Source organism: Chitinophaga oryzae, from assembly GCF_012516375.2.
Lineage (GTDB): Bacteria > Bacteroidota > Bacteroidia > Chitinophagales > Chitinophagaceae > Chitinophaga > Chitinophaga oryzae.
Map to the genome: position 1 here is coordinate 7,274,619 of NZ_CP051204.2, position 16,457 is coordinate 7,291,075.

Below are 16,457 nucleotides of genomic sequence, written 5' to 3' on the forward strand. Positions count from 1 at the left end.
TGTTGAGTTGATACAATAGGAGTCCCTGAAACCTTCAAGCGTAAAGGTCTCCTGCTACTTGACAACGGGGAATGTGCGCGCATTTCCCGTTTTTTTTAAAAGATGTTACAGGTGATATCAGGTAAATCCTGATGGTACTTTCATAACTATCGATTTAGACTTTGATTAATGAATAAAGACTTTTCCTGCGGTGATGTTATATTCGAATTGTTTGGTCTGTTTTAACATGCCTAGCAGCTGGTCCAGCGATTCCCCCTGTACATTACCGGTAAAAGAGGTCTGTAATAAAGATTGATTATGACATTCGATGGTAATCCCATACCATCTTTCCATTCTTTTTATCAGTTGTAAAAAAGTTTCGTTGCGGTATACAAACCTGTTTTCCACCCAGGCTGTTTCTGCTATCTCGGCACCGCCACGTTCTTTTTCAATGCTTTCCAGCACGATCAGCGACTTCAGGTCGTCCGGACGGGCTACCGTTGCCGGCTTCACCGTATCGGCGATAGCGTTGGCCACCAGTAGTTTCTGTTTAGGGCTCAGAGTGATATGCTGTTTGCCGCCGTCTTTCACGGTCACCTCCACCGCGCCGCTGATCAGTGCTGTTTCAGTATGTGATTCATCCGCATAAGCCCGCACGTTGAAGGTGGTGCCCAGCACCTTTATATCTACCGTATGGGTGTGGATCACAAAAGGATCGTTGGGCATCCTGGTCACATCAAAATACCCTTCTCCCGTCAGTTTCACCACCCTGCCCGACTTGGCAAAATTGCTGGGATAAGATAGCGTGCTGCCGGCATTGAGCATCACCAGGGTACCATCCGGGAGGGTGATGCGGGTTTTGGAACCGGGCCGTGTCTGTACCGTACTCCATACCACGGCGTTGGTAGCGGTGCTGCTACGCAGGTATAACGCCATGGCGGCGCCCAGCAGCAACACCAGCGATGCGGCGGCCATGACCCGCCAGCGGCCCCGGCGTACCGGCAGACTGTCTTCCGTCACTTCCGGCAGCGCTTCCTGGCTTCCGCCGGCGGCGATATCCCCCATGATGCGGTCCAACAGCATTTCTTTCCGTTCCGGCGTGGGCTTGCCGGTGCTTTGCAGGAATATCTTGTCCAACAACGCCTGTTGCCGGGCTACCTCCGGGGAGGCTTCCAGCAGGACTTCCAGCTCCACCTCCTCAGCCGGCGACAGGGCGCCTGCCGTCCGTTTGGCCATCAGTTCCCAAAGCCTTTCGTGTTGTTCCATTAAATTGATATTACGGTGATGTAACAGATAAGACAGTATTTTGGAGAAATACTATGAAGCGGGGAGAAATTTTTTATTTTTTTATTTATTTATTCCATCCAGCCGAAATGCTGACGGATATCGATCACCTCGCCGAGCTTTTTCAGGGCGATCGCCATTTGGGTGTTCACGGTATTAATGGATACTTCGAGGATCTCAGCCACCTCCCTGTATTTGAGACCGTCTTCTTTTACCAGGCGAAATATAAGTTTACAGCGGGCGGGCAGCAGGTTGATGGCTGATTCTATCTTCCGCAGGTTCTCCTTGCTGATCAGCATATCTTCCGGGGAGGCAGCCATGGCGTTGACAGTTACCTGTATATGCTCGCCTGTGAGCATCTCCGGCATTCTGCCGGCGCGGATGCGGTAATTACAGGCAGTGTTACGGACAGCCGTGTAGAGATAAGTGTTGAGGTTACGCACTGTGGCAAGGCCGGCGCGGTTCTGCCATATCTTCACAAAAACATCGGACACCGCTTCTTCTGCTTCTTCCCGGGAAGGTAACAGCGATGCGGCAAACACGATCAGCCGGTCGCTATACTGCAAAAACAGCTGGCGAAAAGCAAGTTGATCATTGTCCCTGTATATTTTGTCTAACAGATCCTGCATCTGCAAATGATTGTGAACAGCATTCCCATTGATAAAGATGGCTTTGGTAAGGTAGGCTAGTCCACTTATCCACAATACCTGAAATTTAGCGGATACTAATGCTGGATTAACAAGACAACTTCCCTGGGGAGGGTCCGCTGGGAAATGAAAAACAAAAGGGCTGACCCGATGGCCAGCCCTTCAAACAGGAACTATCTTAGGACAAAATCGTCTGTCTATTTATAGATATAAATTTCAATTTTGCCATCCTGGGTAACAGCGCCGCGGTACATCCCTTCTGTGTTAAAAGGCATGGCCATATGGCCGTTTTTGTCCAGCGCAATCAGACCGCCATCGCCACCCATATCGCCTACTTTTTTGATCACCGTTTTGCCGGCATCCTGTACAGACAACCCTTTGTATTCCATCAGGGCGGACAGGTCGTAAGCTACCACGTTACGGATATAATACTCCCCCCAGCCGGTGCAGGACACTGCCACAGTGTTATTATTGGCATAGGTGCCGGCGCCGATAATCGGGGAGTCTCCCACACGGCCGTACTTTTTGTTGGTCATACCGCCGGTAGAGGTGGCAGCCGCCAGGTTGCCCTGCTTGTCCAGCGCTACCGCCCCTACGGTGCCGAATTTATTGTCCTTGTTGATAATGCCGAGCTTCGCGGGATTCGTATAGGCGTTGGACCGCGCAGTCGCCAGCGAGTCTTCCTGTATTGCTTTCTGCAGGCCTTTCCAGCGGGACTCGGTCCGGAAATAAGAAGGGTCCACGATTTCCAGTCCGGCTTCTTTGGCGAATTTCTCCGCGCCCGGGCCTATCATCATCACATGCTCGGATTTCTCCATCACGGCACGGGCGGCGCTGATCGGGTTTTTCACTACCGTTATGCCCGCTACGGCGCCGGCCGCTCCCGTTTTACCGCTCATAATCGCGGCATCCAGCTCGTTGCGGCCTTCATGGGTAAACACCGCGCCTTTACCGGCGTTAAAAAGAGAGTCGTCTTCCAGCACGCGCACAGTGGCTTCCACGGCATCGAGACTGCTGCCGCCGGATTGCAGTACGCCATAGCCCTTTTCCAGCGCACGCTTCAGGGACGCCTTATAAGCTTCCTCCATGGCAGGCGACATATTCTTTTTCAGGATCGTGCCCGCACCTCCATGTATCACCAGTACATACTGACCGGCTTTTTTCTGCGCTGATACGGTATTCCAGGTCATCATCAGGCAGCAGGACAGTAACAAATAGCAAAAACTTCTTTTCATCTGACATCTTATTTTATAAAATCATCCAATCGCTTTCATCCCCGTTCACCAGGAGCATCTGTAATAATCATGACCATCACGGGACCTGCTTCGTCTTCAATACACCGTTGTCTACCCACCACCAGTACCAGGTGCCGCCGCTGGCCGCCGCCGTATCGAAGTCCGATACCCGGAAGCTGCCATTGCCGGTAGCGGAAGCGGGTATTTCGTATACTTTGAGCGCTTCCCCGTTACAGTTCCATTGCAGCGGCTGCCCTTTCACACAAAGTTCAGGTTTTTTGAGACTATCTGTTAAGATAAAATAAGCTTTGCTGACACCAAAAACTTTGGCGATGCCGTTTTCATCGATACACACGGCGGTCTTCTCATCAGGGGCGATGCCCACGGGGAAAATGCCGTAGTCGGTGATAATGCGGCTCATAAAAGTCACATGCCGGCCCTGGCGTCCGCGCTTCATATAATGCTGGTCGCTGATCACCCTGGACAGGTACGGCGCCTGCAGGAAATCATTGTTATATACTTTCACCAGTGTGTCATAGGGATTGGCCAGCACGCTGTCAGACACGGCGCTACCGCCTTCCCCGCTGTAGTACAAGCCGCTAAGGACGGCGCAGCCAGCACTGGTGCCTCCCACCGGCGCCTTCTTCTCCGTCAGCAGGTAATTGATCGCGGCGGCCGTTTTGGTGCCCCGCCAGTTGTTCATATACCGGGACTGGTCCCCGCCGGCGATAAACAGCATTTCAGCATTACGGATGATTTGCGCCACAGTATCGTTGTCCGCCAGTTCCCGGCTGGTGATGTTCAGCGTCTCCACGGAGTTCACCTCTCCCAGGGAATCGATATCCACATTGTAACCTCCGTTGTTGGAAGCTGTGAGCACCACTACGTCGCCACCGCCGCTGCGGGCTATCATCCACTTAAAAGCGCCGTCTACATTACCACCGCCACCTATCAGCGCTACGCCTCCTGTTACGGGCTTCACCACATCGGCCGTATCACCGACAATACCAATGGAAGCCGGACGGCCGGAAATGTTTTCCGAAGCATTTGCCGCATCCCCGCAACTGCTGAAATACGGCGCTATGATGCCTATTAAGCCCAATATTCTTACCCCATTCATTTACTGATCGTTTTTAAATTAGTGGATACCCTCAAATTCGTAATTCGTAATTCGTAATTCGTAATTCGTAATTAATAAGGTTTATTCTGCTCCATGTTTTTATTGGCTTTGGTTTCGGCGTCCGGTATGGGAAACACATAACCGCGCTGACCGGGCTTCAGCAGCACGGCGCCCAGCGCATTGACGGCATCTTCCGGTTCACGGGTTACCGGCAGGGAACGCCGGCGCAGGTCAAACAAACGATGGCCTTCAAAAGCCAGTTCTTTAAAACGTTCGGTGTATATGGCGGTGATCAGCGCGTCTTTATCGGCGAACGGCTGCGGCGTGTATCCTTCGATACGGGCGGCGCGCAGGTTGTTCAGGTCAGCGGCGGCATTGGCCAGCTGTCCCAGTTCGGCGGCTGCCTCTGCACGGACCAGGTACATCTCACCGGTACGGAACAGCTTCAGGTCCGCCAGGCCGGGGTTACCGTCGCTGCCGGCATACTTGTTCACCAGGTAAGCGGATTTACCGGCGCCACGGCTGTCATCAAACTCAATGTACGCAGGGTAACGTATATCGTTCACTTTATCAAACAGTTTGATCAGCTCAAAAGAGGGCACGTACAAGGCTACACGCTTTTTGAAATAAACACCGCCAATCAGATCGTCGTTGGTACCGGCCATCTGCTTCAGTTTCCAGATCACTTCAGATTCATCCGTGTCTTTCCAGATGGCGGGAAACTTGTTCCGCGCCGCCAGCGGCATCGCCTGGATAGCCTCTGTGGCATAGGTCACCGCATCGGTCCATTTTTTTCCGTACAGGGCTACCCGTGCCTGGATAGCAGCAACGGCAGCGAGGGTGATATGCGTATTATCGTCAAATGAAGCAGGGATCAGCTTCTTCGCTGCTTTGAGATCATCTTCGATACGTGTTGTTACTTCCGCAAAGGTATTCCGGGCAGGTGAACTGATTTTGGAAATATCCATATAGGGCACGCCCAGCGCATTGGGCGTATAGTCCTGTGCGTAGCTCTGCAGGAGCTGGAAATGGCAATAAGCCCTCAGCGCCAGCAGCTCACCGTGGTACTGGTCGCGCTGCGCTATCTCATCACCTTTGGCCGGTACCTGCGGCAGGGCCGCCAGCACACGGTTGGCACGGTCGATAGTGATATAGTATTCGTTGAAAGAAGATGTGATGGTGCCATTGCTGGGGTCTATCTGCCAGCGGTAAGACGCAACACCGCCGCCGGTACCGTTTTCACTGGGCAGCATACACTCGTCGGTGACCAGCGACACGTTGTAGATGGTATTGTAGGTCAACCGGGTATAAGCGCCCAGCAAGCCGCCGTTCAGGTCGGCCACATTGCGGAACGTTCTTCCGGGGTCAATGATATTGTCGGTAGGCGACAGGTCCAGTTGTTTGTTGCACGAAAGCAGGCATACCGGCAGCATCAGCGCCAGGTATTTAACGGTATGTTGAATATAACGGATCATGAACAGCAGGATTTAAAAGTTAACATTCAGGCCAAAGGTGTAAGTCCGTGCGGCGGGGTAGTCGAAACGTCCTTCGCCGTTGTTGTTTTCCGGATCGAAGCTTTTCCATTTGGTGAAGGTGAGGAGGTTCTGCCCCTGTGCAAACACCTGTACGCCCTGGATGAATTTCAGATGCGACAACAACGCTTTCGGGAAATTGTACCCGATGCTCACATTTCTCAGGCGGAGATAGGAGGCGTCCTGAATGTCGCGGGAAGAGTAACCGCGCTTGGCGTCGAACCGTGGCAGGATGGCGTTGTCGCCGGGTTTCTTCCAGCGGTTGTACAACATGCGTACGGACTGGTTGCTGCTGGCAAATGCCGGGTTCTCGTTGTAATAATCTTCGTTGAGATAACGCATGGTTTTATCTGCAAAGGTGAACAGCGCATTCAGGTAAATCCCTTTATAGGTGATGCCGGTATTAAAACCACCGGTGAAAGGCGGGATATAGGTGCCGAATTCAGCGACGCTCAGGGCTGTTTCATTATAATCGCTGGTGGTCTTGCCGGTACGGTCATAATACAGCGGGTCGCCGGTCTGCGGATCTACGCCGGCCCATTTTGGCGCGTAGTGGGAGCCGTAAGGCAGGCCTACGCGTACAATTTTTGAATCGCCCTGCGTGAACTCGCTGGCGCCGCCCAGGTCGGTGATCACGTTTTTATTGTAAGCGAAATTGAAGCCTACGTTCCAGGTGAAGTCTTTCCCGCGGATGATATCTGCCTGCACGTCCATTTCGATGCCGCGGTTGCGCATGGCGCCGGAGTTGAGGAACATGCTGCTGAAGCCGGAAGTGATGGACAGTGGTTGTTCGATGAACAGGTTGTTGGTGATTTTATTGTACACGTCAGTCACCACGCGGATACGGTTGTTCCAGATGCCCAGGTCGAAACCGATGTTCAGCTCTTTGGCGTATTCCCAGTCATAACCGGGGTTACCGGGTTGTGAGGGCACAATTGCCGGACGGCCTGCATACTGGTCAGTACCATAGGTACGGAAATAGGCGAAGGGCCCGAGCGTGGAAAACGGGTTGGCGGAAGTACCGTAGCTGGCGCGGAAGCGCAGGTTATCCACAAAGCTCACGTCTTTGAGGAAGTTCTCTTTTTTCACTTCCCACCCGATACCGAGGGAATAGAAACCGTGCCACCGGTTGGAGGGCGGCACGGTAGACGCACCATCATAGCGGAAGGAGGCGTTAAGGGTATATTTCTCGTCGAAAGTATAACGGCCTACGGCGATGTAGGAAGCCAGCGCACTGCGGGTGCGGCTGCCGCCCACCACCGGCCCAAAGGGCGATCCGGGCGTAATGGCCGCCGGTGTTGCCGGCAGGCGGCCGTCCAGGTCAAAACCGGTATAGTTGAAAGCGCGGTAGTTGTTTTTGGTGAATTCAAAATAACCGGACACTTCGAAGTCGTGGCGGTCAGCGATGTTTTTAGTGTATGTCAGGCCGGAAGTGGTCACCAGCGTAAAGTTGCGCGTGGAGCCTTCGCCGAAGCTGCCTTTCTCTCCGTTATCTACTTTGTAGCCGGAATAGGAATCGGGGTTCACCCACTTTTCTGTGGTAGTCTCCCGGAAATCGAGCCCCAGCCTGGTTTTCGCCACCAGCCCTTTGGCGATGGTAAAGTTCAGCGAGGTACCGATGATACTTTTCAGCTGGTTGTCTTTCGTGCTGGTATTGAGTAGTGCTTCCAGGGCGTTACTGCCTTCGCGCAGGTCATAAACGGGATATACATCGTCGTTCCAGTTGGTGACCAGCGTGCCGTCGGGCAGGTACGGATATTCGTAGGGCAGTGCGTAATATACGGCTGCCAGCGGGTTAGTGCCGCTGCTGGAAGCTTCTACCGGCAGATAGGAAGATTCGGAATAGGCGAGGCCGACGTTCACGTTACCGGTCAACCGGCCTGCGCTGAAGTCCACATTGTTCTTCAGGCTGTAACGTTTCAGGCCGGTGCCCAACGCGATCCCCTGCTGATCGAAATAGTTCACCGAGCTGTAGAAGCGGATATTGTCATTGCCGCCGCTGGCGCTCAGCTGATGTTCCTGGAACTTACCGGTACGCAGGAATATTTTACGCCAGTCGGTGTTGGTATTACGCAGGCTGTCGAGGATGTGATCGGCCAGTCTTTTCTCTTCGGGGGTTTTAGTGGCGTAGTCCGGATTTTTGGGAGAGAACTCCCAGCCGGGGCCTACGTTGGAACCGGTTTCCAGCCCTATCTCTTCTTCATACTGCAGGTGTTCCACGGAGTTCATCATTTTGAACTTCGGGGTGGTCATATTGGAGAAGCCGTACTGTGATTTATAGGAAAACGACAGTTTGCCTGCCTGTCCTTTTTTGGTGGTGATCACGATCACGCCGTTGGAGCCACGGGAGCCGTACAGCGCTTTTGCGGAGGCGTCTTTAAGCACGGTCACGGAAGCAATGTCTTCGGGGTTGATGCCCTGAAACTGTCCCGCTTCGATGGGGATACCGTCCATAACGTAGAGCACGGAGGAGCTGCCGTTGATGGTGCCCACGCCGCGGACAGTGACGGTGGCCGCCGCTCCCGGCTGACCGGAGCCTGCGGATATCACCATACCTGGTACGCGGCCCTGTAATATCTGTTCAAAGCTGGCCATAGGCACCTGTGTGATCTTATCGCTGCCCACGATGCCTGCGGAGGCGGTGGATTTATCGCGGGCATAATTCGTATAACCGGTAACCGTTACCGCGTTCAGTGTTTTCACATCTTCTTCGAGGGTGATGTTGATTTCGCGGCGGCCGTTGATATCCACCTGGCGGGTGGTATAGCCTACGAGGGAGAACTGCAACACGCGCACCTGGTCGGGAGCGGTAAGCGTGTAACTGCCGTCGGCAGCGGTAAGCGCGCCGGCGTTGGAGCCTACGGCCCTCACCGTAACGCCCGGCAGGGGAAGGTTGTCGATCCCCCTCACCTTTCCGCGGATGGTAATGTCTGCGGCCGGCCGGTGGGTGGCATCTGCGGCGTAGAGTACTACCAGCCCGTCTTCCCGTTGGGACCAGGCCAGGTTGGTGCCAGCCAGCGCCTGTGTCAGCACGGCATCCAGCGTGGCGCCTTTGGCGGAAACAGACACTTTGCTGTTTTCAGGCAGTGTTTTGTCATGAAAAACAAACCGGTAGGAAGTCTGATGTTCCAGTGTCTTCAGGAACTGTTTGATACTGGTTTCCCTCACCTGCAGGGTGATCGTTTCCTGTGCCAGGCATACCGCCTGCACCTGCAGACAGGTTAAAAAAAGTAAGATGGTCAATTTCATAGTGAGCAGCAGTTTGCCGGCGGGAACAGCCTTCCCTTTCCATTTCAGGAATACAAGTTTTACCATACCTTTGATGTTGGTTTAGTTAATGATCGTTCAGGACATTATCTGGCCTAATTCCGGGGAGGTGGTGCGAACACCTCCCCTTCTTATTTTGGTTGTTACTGGTTGATATTTATTTACTGATAATAATTGTGTCGTTTACCATTTTGAAATTGAAGGGATAGGACAGCTGCAGCGCGTCCAGTGCTTTTAGTACGGTTTCACTCTCAAACGTGCCGGAATAACGGTATTGTTTCACGGCATCGTCGGCAAAGGCGATCCGGATGCCATACCACTTTTCCAGTTTCACCGCAATATCTTCCAGCGGTTCGTTCTCTATCTCCAGCCGGTTGCGTACCCACGCTATTTCCCGGGCTTTATGATTGACGGGGTCGGCATCCAGCGGCACTACCTTCAGTACGGGCGCAGCGGCGGTTTTGCCTGTTTCCGGCGTTGCCACCGTCAGTTTCTGGTTGGGCTGCAGCACTATCTTCCGCGCAGGTTCCTGCATACAGGTGATCTCTACTTTTCCGCGGAACAGGGCTGCTTCCATCGTGGGATGTCCCGTATAGGCGCTGACGTTAAACACGGTGCCCAGCACTTTGATATCGAACGCGCTGGTATGTACCAAAAAAGGTTTGCGGACATCCTGTGCCACATCAAAAAAGGCTTCGCCGGTCAGCGTCAGTTCCCGGTTTTCGCGGTTGAACCCTTCTGCCAGTTCTACGCGGCTGTTTTTTCGCAGCACGAGTGAGGAGCCATCGGGCAGCACCACCGATTTACGGGGCTCGTCGCCGGCGGTAATGATGGTGGCTGCGGCCATTTCAGTAACGGCAGGCGTGGTACGTGGCTGCCGGCTCAGGAAATACCCTCCGGCGGCAAGAAGCAACGCGCCGGCCACTACGGCGGCATAGCGCCCATACAGCCGGCGGGGGCCGGAAGACGGCAGCTCATCGGCAGGAACAGGTAAAGTCCCCTCCAGCGCCTGTTGCAGCCGCTCATATTGCGTCAGCCCATCCTGCAGCTGCTTCAGCTGTTCGGTACGCCCACCCTGGCGGGCAGACAACAACGCTACCAGCTGACGCGCCTCGGCCAATACGGCTGTTTTTTCGGGATGCTGCCGGGCCCATTCCGCCCAGAAAGCCATGTCCGCTTCATGTTCCTCCCGGCAATAACGCTGGAAAGATGCATCACAGGCAAAATCGATTGCCTCGTAATCCTGGAAGTTCATGCAGTTAACCCTTTTTTATACAGACGGCAGGAGCTGCCGTTTTTCCTAGACGAAAAGCATTTTTTTTCAGGAAAGTTTTTTCCGGAGGGTCCTGATGGCGTCATAAATGGTGTTGTAGGCCGTTTTCACGGTTTGGGAGGTCCGGGCGGCAATCTCTTCATAACTGAGCCCTTCAAAGAATTTGAGGCGTACCAGCTCGATCTGCCGGGGCGTGAGGGATTTCATGGCTTCGCGCAGGCGTTGTTTTATCTCGTCGTCCTGCTGCACCCGGATGATGATCTCTTCATAGGACAATTCGTTTTCGGCCTCTTTGCTGGTCATCCGGCTGAGGGCATCGTGCATACGTGACTGATAGTCCAGCTGGTCGAGCAGCTGCCGTTTCAGGGCGGTAAACAGGTAGGCGGGCACGTTGGTCACCGGCCTCAGTTGGGCCTGTTTGCTCCACAGCTGCAGAAACAACTGGGTGATACAGTCTTTTACCAGCTCGTCGTTGCCGCATAGTTTCAGCCCAAAGCGCAACAGGTGGGGATAATGACTGTTATACAGCGCAAACAGTGCCTGTTTGTCGCCGCTTCGCAGTCGCTCCCATTGCAGGTCATGATGATCTTCTTCCGTTGACATGGGCTGGTTTTAAGAATATAATGCCGGGTAAGCGGCCAAATTATATTTTTTTATCGGCATTTGCCAGCCCGCCCGGGGATAACAGGATAAACAGGCCGCCCTGGAAAAAGCGCCCCTTTCTGCTTGGCACAGTGTACAACGTATCAGATAGCTGTGCCCTCTTTCATAGGCAAGTCATCCAAAAAAATTTTAGCGCTGCCTGTTGCAGACACCTTCATGCTTATAAGGGACATGAAACAACCATATCCCCCAAAAACAACGGGCAACAAAAAAATCCGGCTGGTATGAACAGCCGGATTTTTTATCAGGAGATGATTTACTTTTTATCCTAACACATGATGTGCCAGTACTTTCTGTACTTCGTACACGTTCACCGATTTATTGAATGTCTTTACGATACTGGGCGTAGCCTCGCTGCTCACCCAGATCTTCAGCTCGGCATCGAGGTCAAAGGTACCGGCTGTTTCCACGCTGAACCTGCTGATGCTCTTATAGGACACGCTCTTATATTCCGTCTTGCTGCCGGTAATACCTTGTTTATCTACCAGGATCAACCGCTTATTCGTAAAAATAAATGTGTCCCGGATCAGCTTAAACCCCAATTCAATCACTTCCGTGTCAGTGAGTAATTTGCCATAGTCCTTTACCAGGTCCTGTTGGCTGACGGTCCCTGCATTGCCCAGCAGTGCTGAAAAAAATCCCATAGGTAATAATTTTCGGGCAAGATATAAAAAAGATGCATCACAGAAAGAAAAGTGACGATACTTATCATGTAACCCAACAACGATGGTGCTATGTCATTGAAAAGAACCAGCCATTTCTCTAATTTTGCCGGCATACCGACAATACCCGTACCAGATGAAAGTTCCACCATTGCGTTGCTTACCCCTGTTCACACTGCTGCTGTTACTCTGTTGCCGCAGTTATTCACAGGACAAACTATATGTAGTTAATGGCTATGAACTGGGTTATGTGAATATGGGAGACTACTCCTATAAGAAGCTGGCCACCATACCGGCAACATTCACCGATCTTGCTATTACGCCCGACGGAAAATTTTACGCAGTATACGGGGGATCGCTCTACGAAGTAAACCCTGCCACCGGCAGCAGCAGCACTGTGACCGTCACTCCTTCCTTTGGCGTTGGCAATTCCCTCGTCAGCGACAGAAACGGAGACCTGTACGTAGCAGGCAACGGCAACATGCTGTATAGAATCAACATGAAAACCCGCACTACCTCTTTTATAGGAAATATGATCGCTTCCCCCGGCGGTGATCTGTGTTTCAGTGACGGTAAACTGTACATGGTCACGAGTGGCAATACGCTGGTAGAGATCACCCTGTCGGCCGACAGGAACAGGATCATTTCCCAACGGCTGGTAGGACCGCTGAACGTGCGGGGCAGCGTATTTAGTATCGGTACGAACCAATACGGCATTTGTTACCTGATCAGCACCGCAAAAGAGCTGGCGCTGATAGACCTGGAAGATGCTACCACCTACGTGATCAGTAATTCGATAAAAGGCAGCATGCGGGATGTATGGGGCATTGCCATGGAAGGAGAAGGCGGAAACGACAGAGACATTGAAGTATGCGGCAACGGTATTGATGATGATCATAACGGCCGGACCGATGGAGAAGACATGGCATGCCGGCTGAGGCGCGGCACCTGCGATTCCGACAGCAGGGAAATTTTCCGCGAAGATTTCGGAACAGGGACCGGGTTCGGCGCACCTTTACCCGGCCTGGGCAATGGCGCTTACCAGTTCTCCACTACCGCTCCGCTGCAGGACGGCTATTATACCGTGGTCAGCAACCCGCAGCTGGCACAGGGAGCTCCAACCTGGAAGCAGATGACTGACCACAGCGGCAAACCCGGTGGCCGTATGATGGTTATCAACGGCTCTTTTCTCCCGGGAGAATTTTACCGGAAGAAAATTACCGGCCTTTGCGGCGGACTGCAATATGCGCTCTCCGTCAGCGCCTGCTCCGTTATTTCCCCGCTCGTGTCATGCGGCGCCAACACCACGCCGGTTCCTTCCCGTATCCGGTTTCGCATAGAGGATGAAAACGGTCATATTCTCGGACAACTCTCAGAAAGGTATATCGCGGCAGACCCTGACCCTAAAGGCAAATGGAAAGAATATGGAATGATCTTCACCCTGCCGGAGAATGTACAGAACATACAGATAGTGCTGCTGAACGACGCTCCCGGCGGGTGCGGTAATGACCTCGCTGTGGACGACATCCTGCTAAGCACCTGTAAACCGGTACTCCCGGTGAAAATCAACGGCAATAACAGTCCTGCTGCCACCTGCACCGGCGGCACGGTGTCCTTTACAGCCGACCGCACCGGCATCTCCCTGAGCAACCCGGTGTTTGCCTGGCAGAAACTGGACGAAACAGACGGACAATGGAAAGATATCCCCAATGCCCGGGGAGAGGTATTTATACTGAGCAGTTTCAAGGCTACCGATGCCGGGCAATACAGGGTGCAGCTTAAAGAAGGGAGTGCCGCCCCCTGTGCTAAAGAAGCCGTTTCCGCGGCAGCCGTGCTCCGGCTGAAAGACCCTCCGGTGGTGACGGCAGCCGGCGCTATCAAAGTATGCAACGGCGAACCCCTGAAAATGCAGGCTTCAACTGCGGCCACCCCTTCAACGGTCACCTGGCAGGGACCCGATGGCAACAGCTACAACGGGCTGAACGCACAGATCACGGGTAGCGCCACCACACAACATACGGGCGACTATGTGCTCACCGCTCAGTTTTCGGATGGTTGCACCACCACCGCAAAAACGCAGGTTACCGTGCAGGAAAGAAGCCGCTTCGATTTCACCGTACCGGATGCGGCGGTATGTGTTGGCCTGCCGGTAAAAGTACAGGCTTCCGGCGCCGGCGTTATCAACGCTTATCAGTGGAGCGCCGCCAATGGCACTATCGCCGGCAATAATACCGCTGCGCCCGAAATAACCTTTACTACCGGTGGCAAACAGACCGTGACCCTGAAAGTCACCGGTGACTGCATATCGAAAGAACCCGTTAGCCATGAAGTGTCCATCCTGGAAGAAAAAAACATTGGTTTTACCCTCGCCCCCGAGGTATGTATGGGCACCCCCGTACAAGTCAGGGCCGACAACAGCGTACAGGCAGATACCTACAGCTGGACCACAGGCAACGGCGCCATTACCGGCGGCACCACCGCTTCTCCCGAAATCACCTGGCACCAGGCGGGTATACAAACAGTTACCCTGAAGAGCACAGGCTACTGTATCGCAGCACAACCCGTCAGTCATACCATCAACGTCCTTGCTGCCACAGACCCGGGAGAGATCACCTTCAACGATGGCGTATGCCCGGGTGAACCGCTGGAGGTCGAAGTAAAAAATTACACAGGCAGCGCTATCCGGTGGCAGATCGCAGGACAACCCGACATACAGGGCACACAAAATAAACTGGCCGTCACCTGGAACAGGTCAGGCGCGTACCCCGTGAAATACGCCATCGACGGCGCTTGTGGCGTAGTGGAAGTTACAGCCCCCAACCAGCCATCGTGAGGGCGTTACCGACTGTAGCACTGGGCAGGGACACCCTCATCTGCCGTGGGATACAGTTCATGCTCCGGCCCCGTTACAGTACCGACGCCATAGCCTTTAGCTGGCAGGACGGTCCCTTCACCGCGGCAGCGGGGCTGCCGGTGAGCACATCAGGCAATTATAAAGTCACCGTGAAAAATGAATGGGGTTGTAAAGCCTCCGACGATATCCGCATCACCGAAAAATACTGTGGCTGCGACGTGTACCTGCCTACCGCTTTCTCTCCCAATGGAGACGGGAAGAATGACGTTTTCAGGCCGGTGGTCTACTGCGTCACCAAAAGGTTCCTCTTCCAGGTGTATAACAGATGGGGACAACTGATCTTTAGCACCACCAATCCCCGTGAAGGCTGGAACGGCGTGCTGCCGGGAGGTGGCGTCGCAGCGACAGCCGGTTACCTGTGGACCATCGAATACGAAAGCTTCGAATTCCCGGACGTCATCCGAAAAACGGGAACGGTGACCGTTATTAAATAATAAAAGCCGCCGGCATCGCTATACCAGTAATACCGGCGGCTTTGGCCCGGCATCAGCTATTCACGACAGCTTTCATCATCTCTGCGGCAAAAGCGTCAAACTTTCTCCTGCCGGCAATTTCCTTGTTTTTCTCATACGCCGTAAACAACCGGCCTTCCCGGATGCTGACGCCCACCTGCATCAGCAGCGAAGCCATATGGGCGGAAAATCCATTCTGCATGGCGCCCTGTTGTAACGCCTCATCAGGGAAAGGGACCCATGAAACGGGTTGCCCTGTTACCCGGCTGAAGATATCCGCTATCCCGGCGCCGGTTTGCTCATCGCTGGTAATATACCGGAAAGACTTGCCTGTAAATACCGGTGCTGCCAGCAGCGCCGCGGCGGTATCTGCAATATCATGCGGATGCACCAGCCCCAGCGGGATATCTCCCGGGAAGTTATTTCCAACTATCTGCTGCTGCAGGATCATCTCCAGGTTTCCGTAAAAATTGGTGTAAAACATACCGGCGCGCAGATGCACGATAGGTGTATCGGGCAATTGGTTGAGGATATCTTCCACCTGGTAAAAAGCACTGGACAAACCATTACCCGAGGGCTGTTCCGCACCGATACTGCTGAGATTCACCACATATTTCACACCCGCTGCAGCCAAAGCCTGCCTGTAACCGGTGGCGATGGCGGCTACTTCCCCATAGTAGTTCTCCGCGGCCGCCAGCGGAGGAATCATTGTATATGCGGCGTCTGCGCCTGTAAAGGCAGTTGTTAAAAATGCGCTGTCTGTTACGGAGCCGACCGCAGCTACAGCGCCCATTGCGGCTATCTGTTCCGCTTTACGGGCATCCTGTGTGATAAGCGTCACCTGATGGCCTTTGTTTATCAAAGTAGCGGCTAACGGCCTGCTGACATTTCCTAATGATCCGATGATGGTAATTTTCATAGTCGTTGTTTTTTTATTTGTGATAACAAAGGTAAATTTGTACATACTTTTTTACCAGTACTTACCCTAAAGTATGTACCATGACAGCCATCAAAGAAAGCTCTGTAATACAGGCCAACAAACAGCAGGCATACCAGCATTGCCCTGTTACCTACGTAATGGAAAAAATCGGCGGTTACTGGAAACCCATTATTTTGTTCCAGCTGTTATCCGGGCCCAAACGCTATGGGGAACTAAGGAGAGCCGTGTCCGCCATTACCGAGAAGGTATTGATCCAGCAACTGAAGCAGCTGGAAACAGACGGATTGGTGAACCGCAAAGCGGAACCGGTAGTGCCGCCGCATGTCACCTACAGCCTTACCAAATCCGGAAGGGCGCTGCGGGACGTACTCTGGGCCATGGCCAACTGGGCGGCGACAGACAGCAAGGAATCCGGAAAAATTTTCAGAAAAAACATGAAAGATTTTCCGGGGTAAGCATTAACGGTTATTTTTGGAATTCAATTCCCAT

Annotated in this window: 13 protein-coding genes; 3 read left to right on the forward strand and 10 right to left on the reverse strand. The window is 53.3% G+C overall.

Going from position 1 to position 16,457, the window contains the following annotated elements; all coding sequences use genetic code 11:
• Window positions 1-165 precede the first annotated feature (165 nt).
• The 9 genes from HF324_RS28695 to HF324_RS28735 form a co-directional block, all read right to left on the reverse strand.
• Window positions 166-1,245, reverse strand: a complete 1,080-nt coding sequence (locus HF324_RS28695; protein WP_168861431.1) for a FecR family protein — start codon at window positions 1,243-1,245, stop codon at window positions 166-168.
• An 89-nt stretch (window positions 1,246-1,334) separates the two neighbouring features.
• A complete protein-coding gene (locus HF324_RS28700; RefSeq protein ID WP_168861432.1) occupies window positions 1,335-1,892 on the reverse strand; it encodes an RNA polymerase sigma factor in 558 nt (185 codons plus the stop codon).
• 215 nt (window positions 1,893-2,107) lie between these two features.
• Entirely contained in the window at window positions 2,108-3,145 is a 1,038-nt protein-coding gene (locus tag HF324_RS28705; RefSeq protein WP_168806725.1) for an isoaspartyl peptidase/L-asparaginase family protein, read from the reverse strand.
• 76 nt (window positions 3,146-3,221) lie between these two features.
• Complete coding sequence (locus tag HF324_RS28710; RefSeq protein ID WP_168861433.1) at window positions 3,222-4,265, reverse strand: cyanophycinase; 1,044 nt, start codon at window positions 4,263-4,265, stop codon at window positions 3,222-3,224.
• Between the two features lie 71 nt (window positions 4,266-4,336).
• The gene (locus HF324_RS28715) at window positions 4,337-5,740 is read right to left on the reverse strand and encodes a RagB/SusD family nutrient uptake outer membrane protein (protein WP_168806729.1); all 1,404 of its coding nucleotides are present in this window, start codon (window positions 5,738-5,740) and stop codon (window positions 4,337-4,339) included.
• A 12-nt stretch (window positions 5,741-5,752) separates the two neighbouring features.
• Window positions 5,753-9,112: a TonB-dependent receptor gene (locus tag HF324_RS28720; protein ID WP_220101249.1), complete on the reverse strand. Its 3,360-nt coding sequence runs from the start codon at window positions 9,110-9,112 to the stop codon at window positions 5,753-5,755.
• 109 nt (window positions 9,113-9,221) lie between these two features.
• On the reverse strand, window positions 9,222-10,319 hold the full coding sequence (locus HF324_RS28725) for a FecR family protein (RefSeq protein WP_168861434.1): 1,098 nt from the start codon (window positions 10,317-10,319) through the stop codon (window positions 9,222-9,224).
• Window positions 10,320-10,385: 66 nt separating this feature from the next.
• The gene (locus HF324_RS28730) at window positions 10,386-10,940 is read right to left on the reverse strand and encodes an RNA polymerase sigma factor (RefSeq protein ID WP_168806733.1); all 555 of its coding nucleotides are present in this window, start codon (window positions 10,938-10,940) and stop codon (window positions 10,386-10,388) included.
• Window positions 10,941-11,263: 323 nt separating this feature from the next.
• Window positions 11,264-11,644 carry a PH domain-containing protein gene (locus tag HF324_RS28735; RefSeq protein WP_168806735.1) on the reverse strand — a complete coding sequence of 127 codons (381 nt, stop codon included), beginning with the start codon at window positions 11,642-11,644 and terminating at the stop codon, window positions 11,264-11,266.
• A gap of 154 nt (window positions 11,645-11,798) precedes the next feature.
• Here HF324_RS28735 and HF324_RS28740 point away from each other — a divergent pair, with 154 nt between their 5' ends.
• Together HF324_RS28740 and HF324_RS28745 are read left to right on the forward strand one after the other, a co-directional pair.
• Window positions 11,799-14,495, forward strand: coding sequence for a PKD domain-containing protein (locus HF324_RS28740; protein WP_168861435.1), 2,697 nt, complete (start codon window positions 11,799-11,801; stop codon window positions 14,493-14,495).
• The gene (locus HF324_RS28745; RefSeq protein ID WP_168861436.1) at window positions 14,492-15,010 is read left to right on the forward strand and encodes a T9SS type B sorting domain-containing protein; all 519 of its coding nucleotides are present in this window, start codon (window positions 14,492-14,494) and stop codon (window positions 15,008-15,010) included. The genes HF324_RS28740 and HF324_RS28745 overlap by 4 nt, the downstream gene beginning before the upstream one ends.
• Before the next feature lie 52 nt (window positions 15,011-15,062).
• On the opposite strand, the gene HF324_RS28750 is transcribed toward HF324_RS28745, so the two are convergent.
• Window positions 15,063-15,947 (reverse strand): NmrA family NAD(P)-binding protein, encoded by an 885-nt coding sequence (locus HF324_RS28750; protein WP_168861437.1) that lies wholly within the window; start codon window positions 15,945-15,947, stop codon window positions 15,063-15,065.
• Window positions 15,948-16,027: 80 nt separating this feature from the next.
• Here HF324_RS28750 and HF324_RS28755 point away from each other — a divergent pair, with 80 nt between their 5' ends.
• Window positions 16,028-16,423 (forward strand): winged helix-turn-helix transcriptional regulator, encoded by a 396-nt coding sequence (locus HF324_RS28755; RefSeq protein WP_168806741.1) that lies wholly within the window; start codon window positions 16,028-16,030, stop codon window positions 16,421-16,423.
• Window positions 16,424-16,457: the final 34 nt, after the last annotated feature.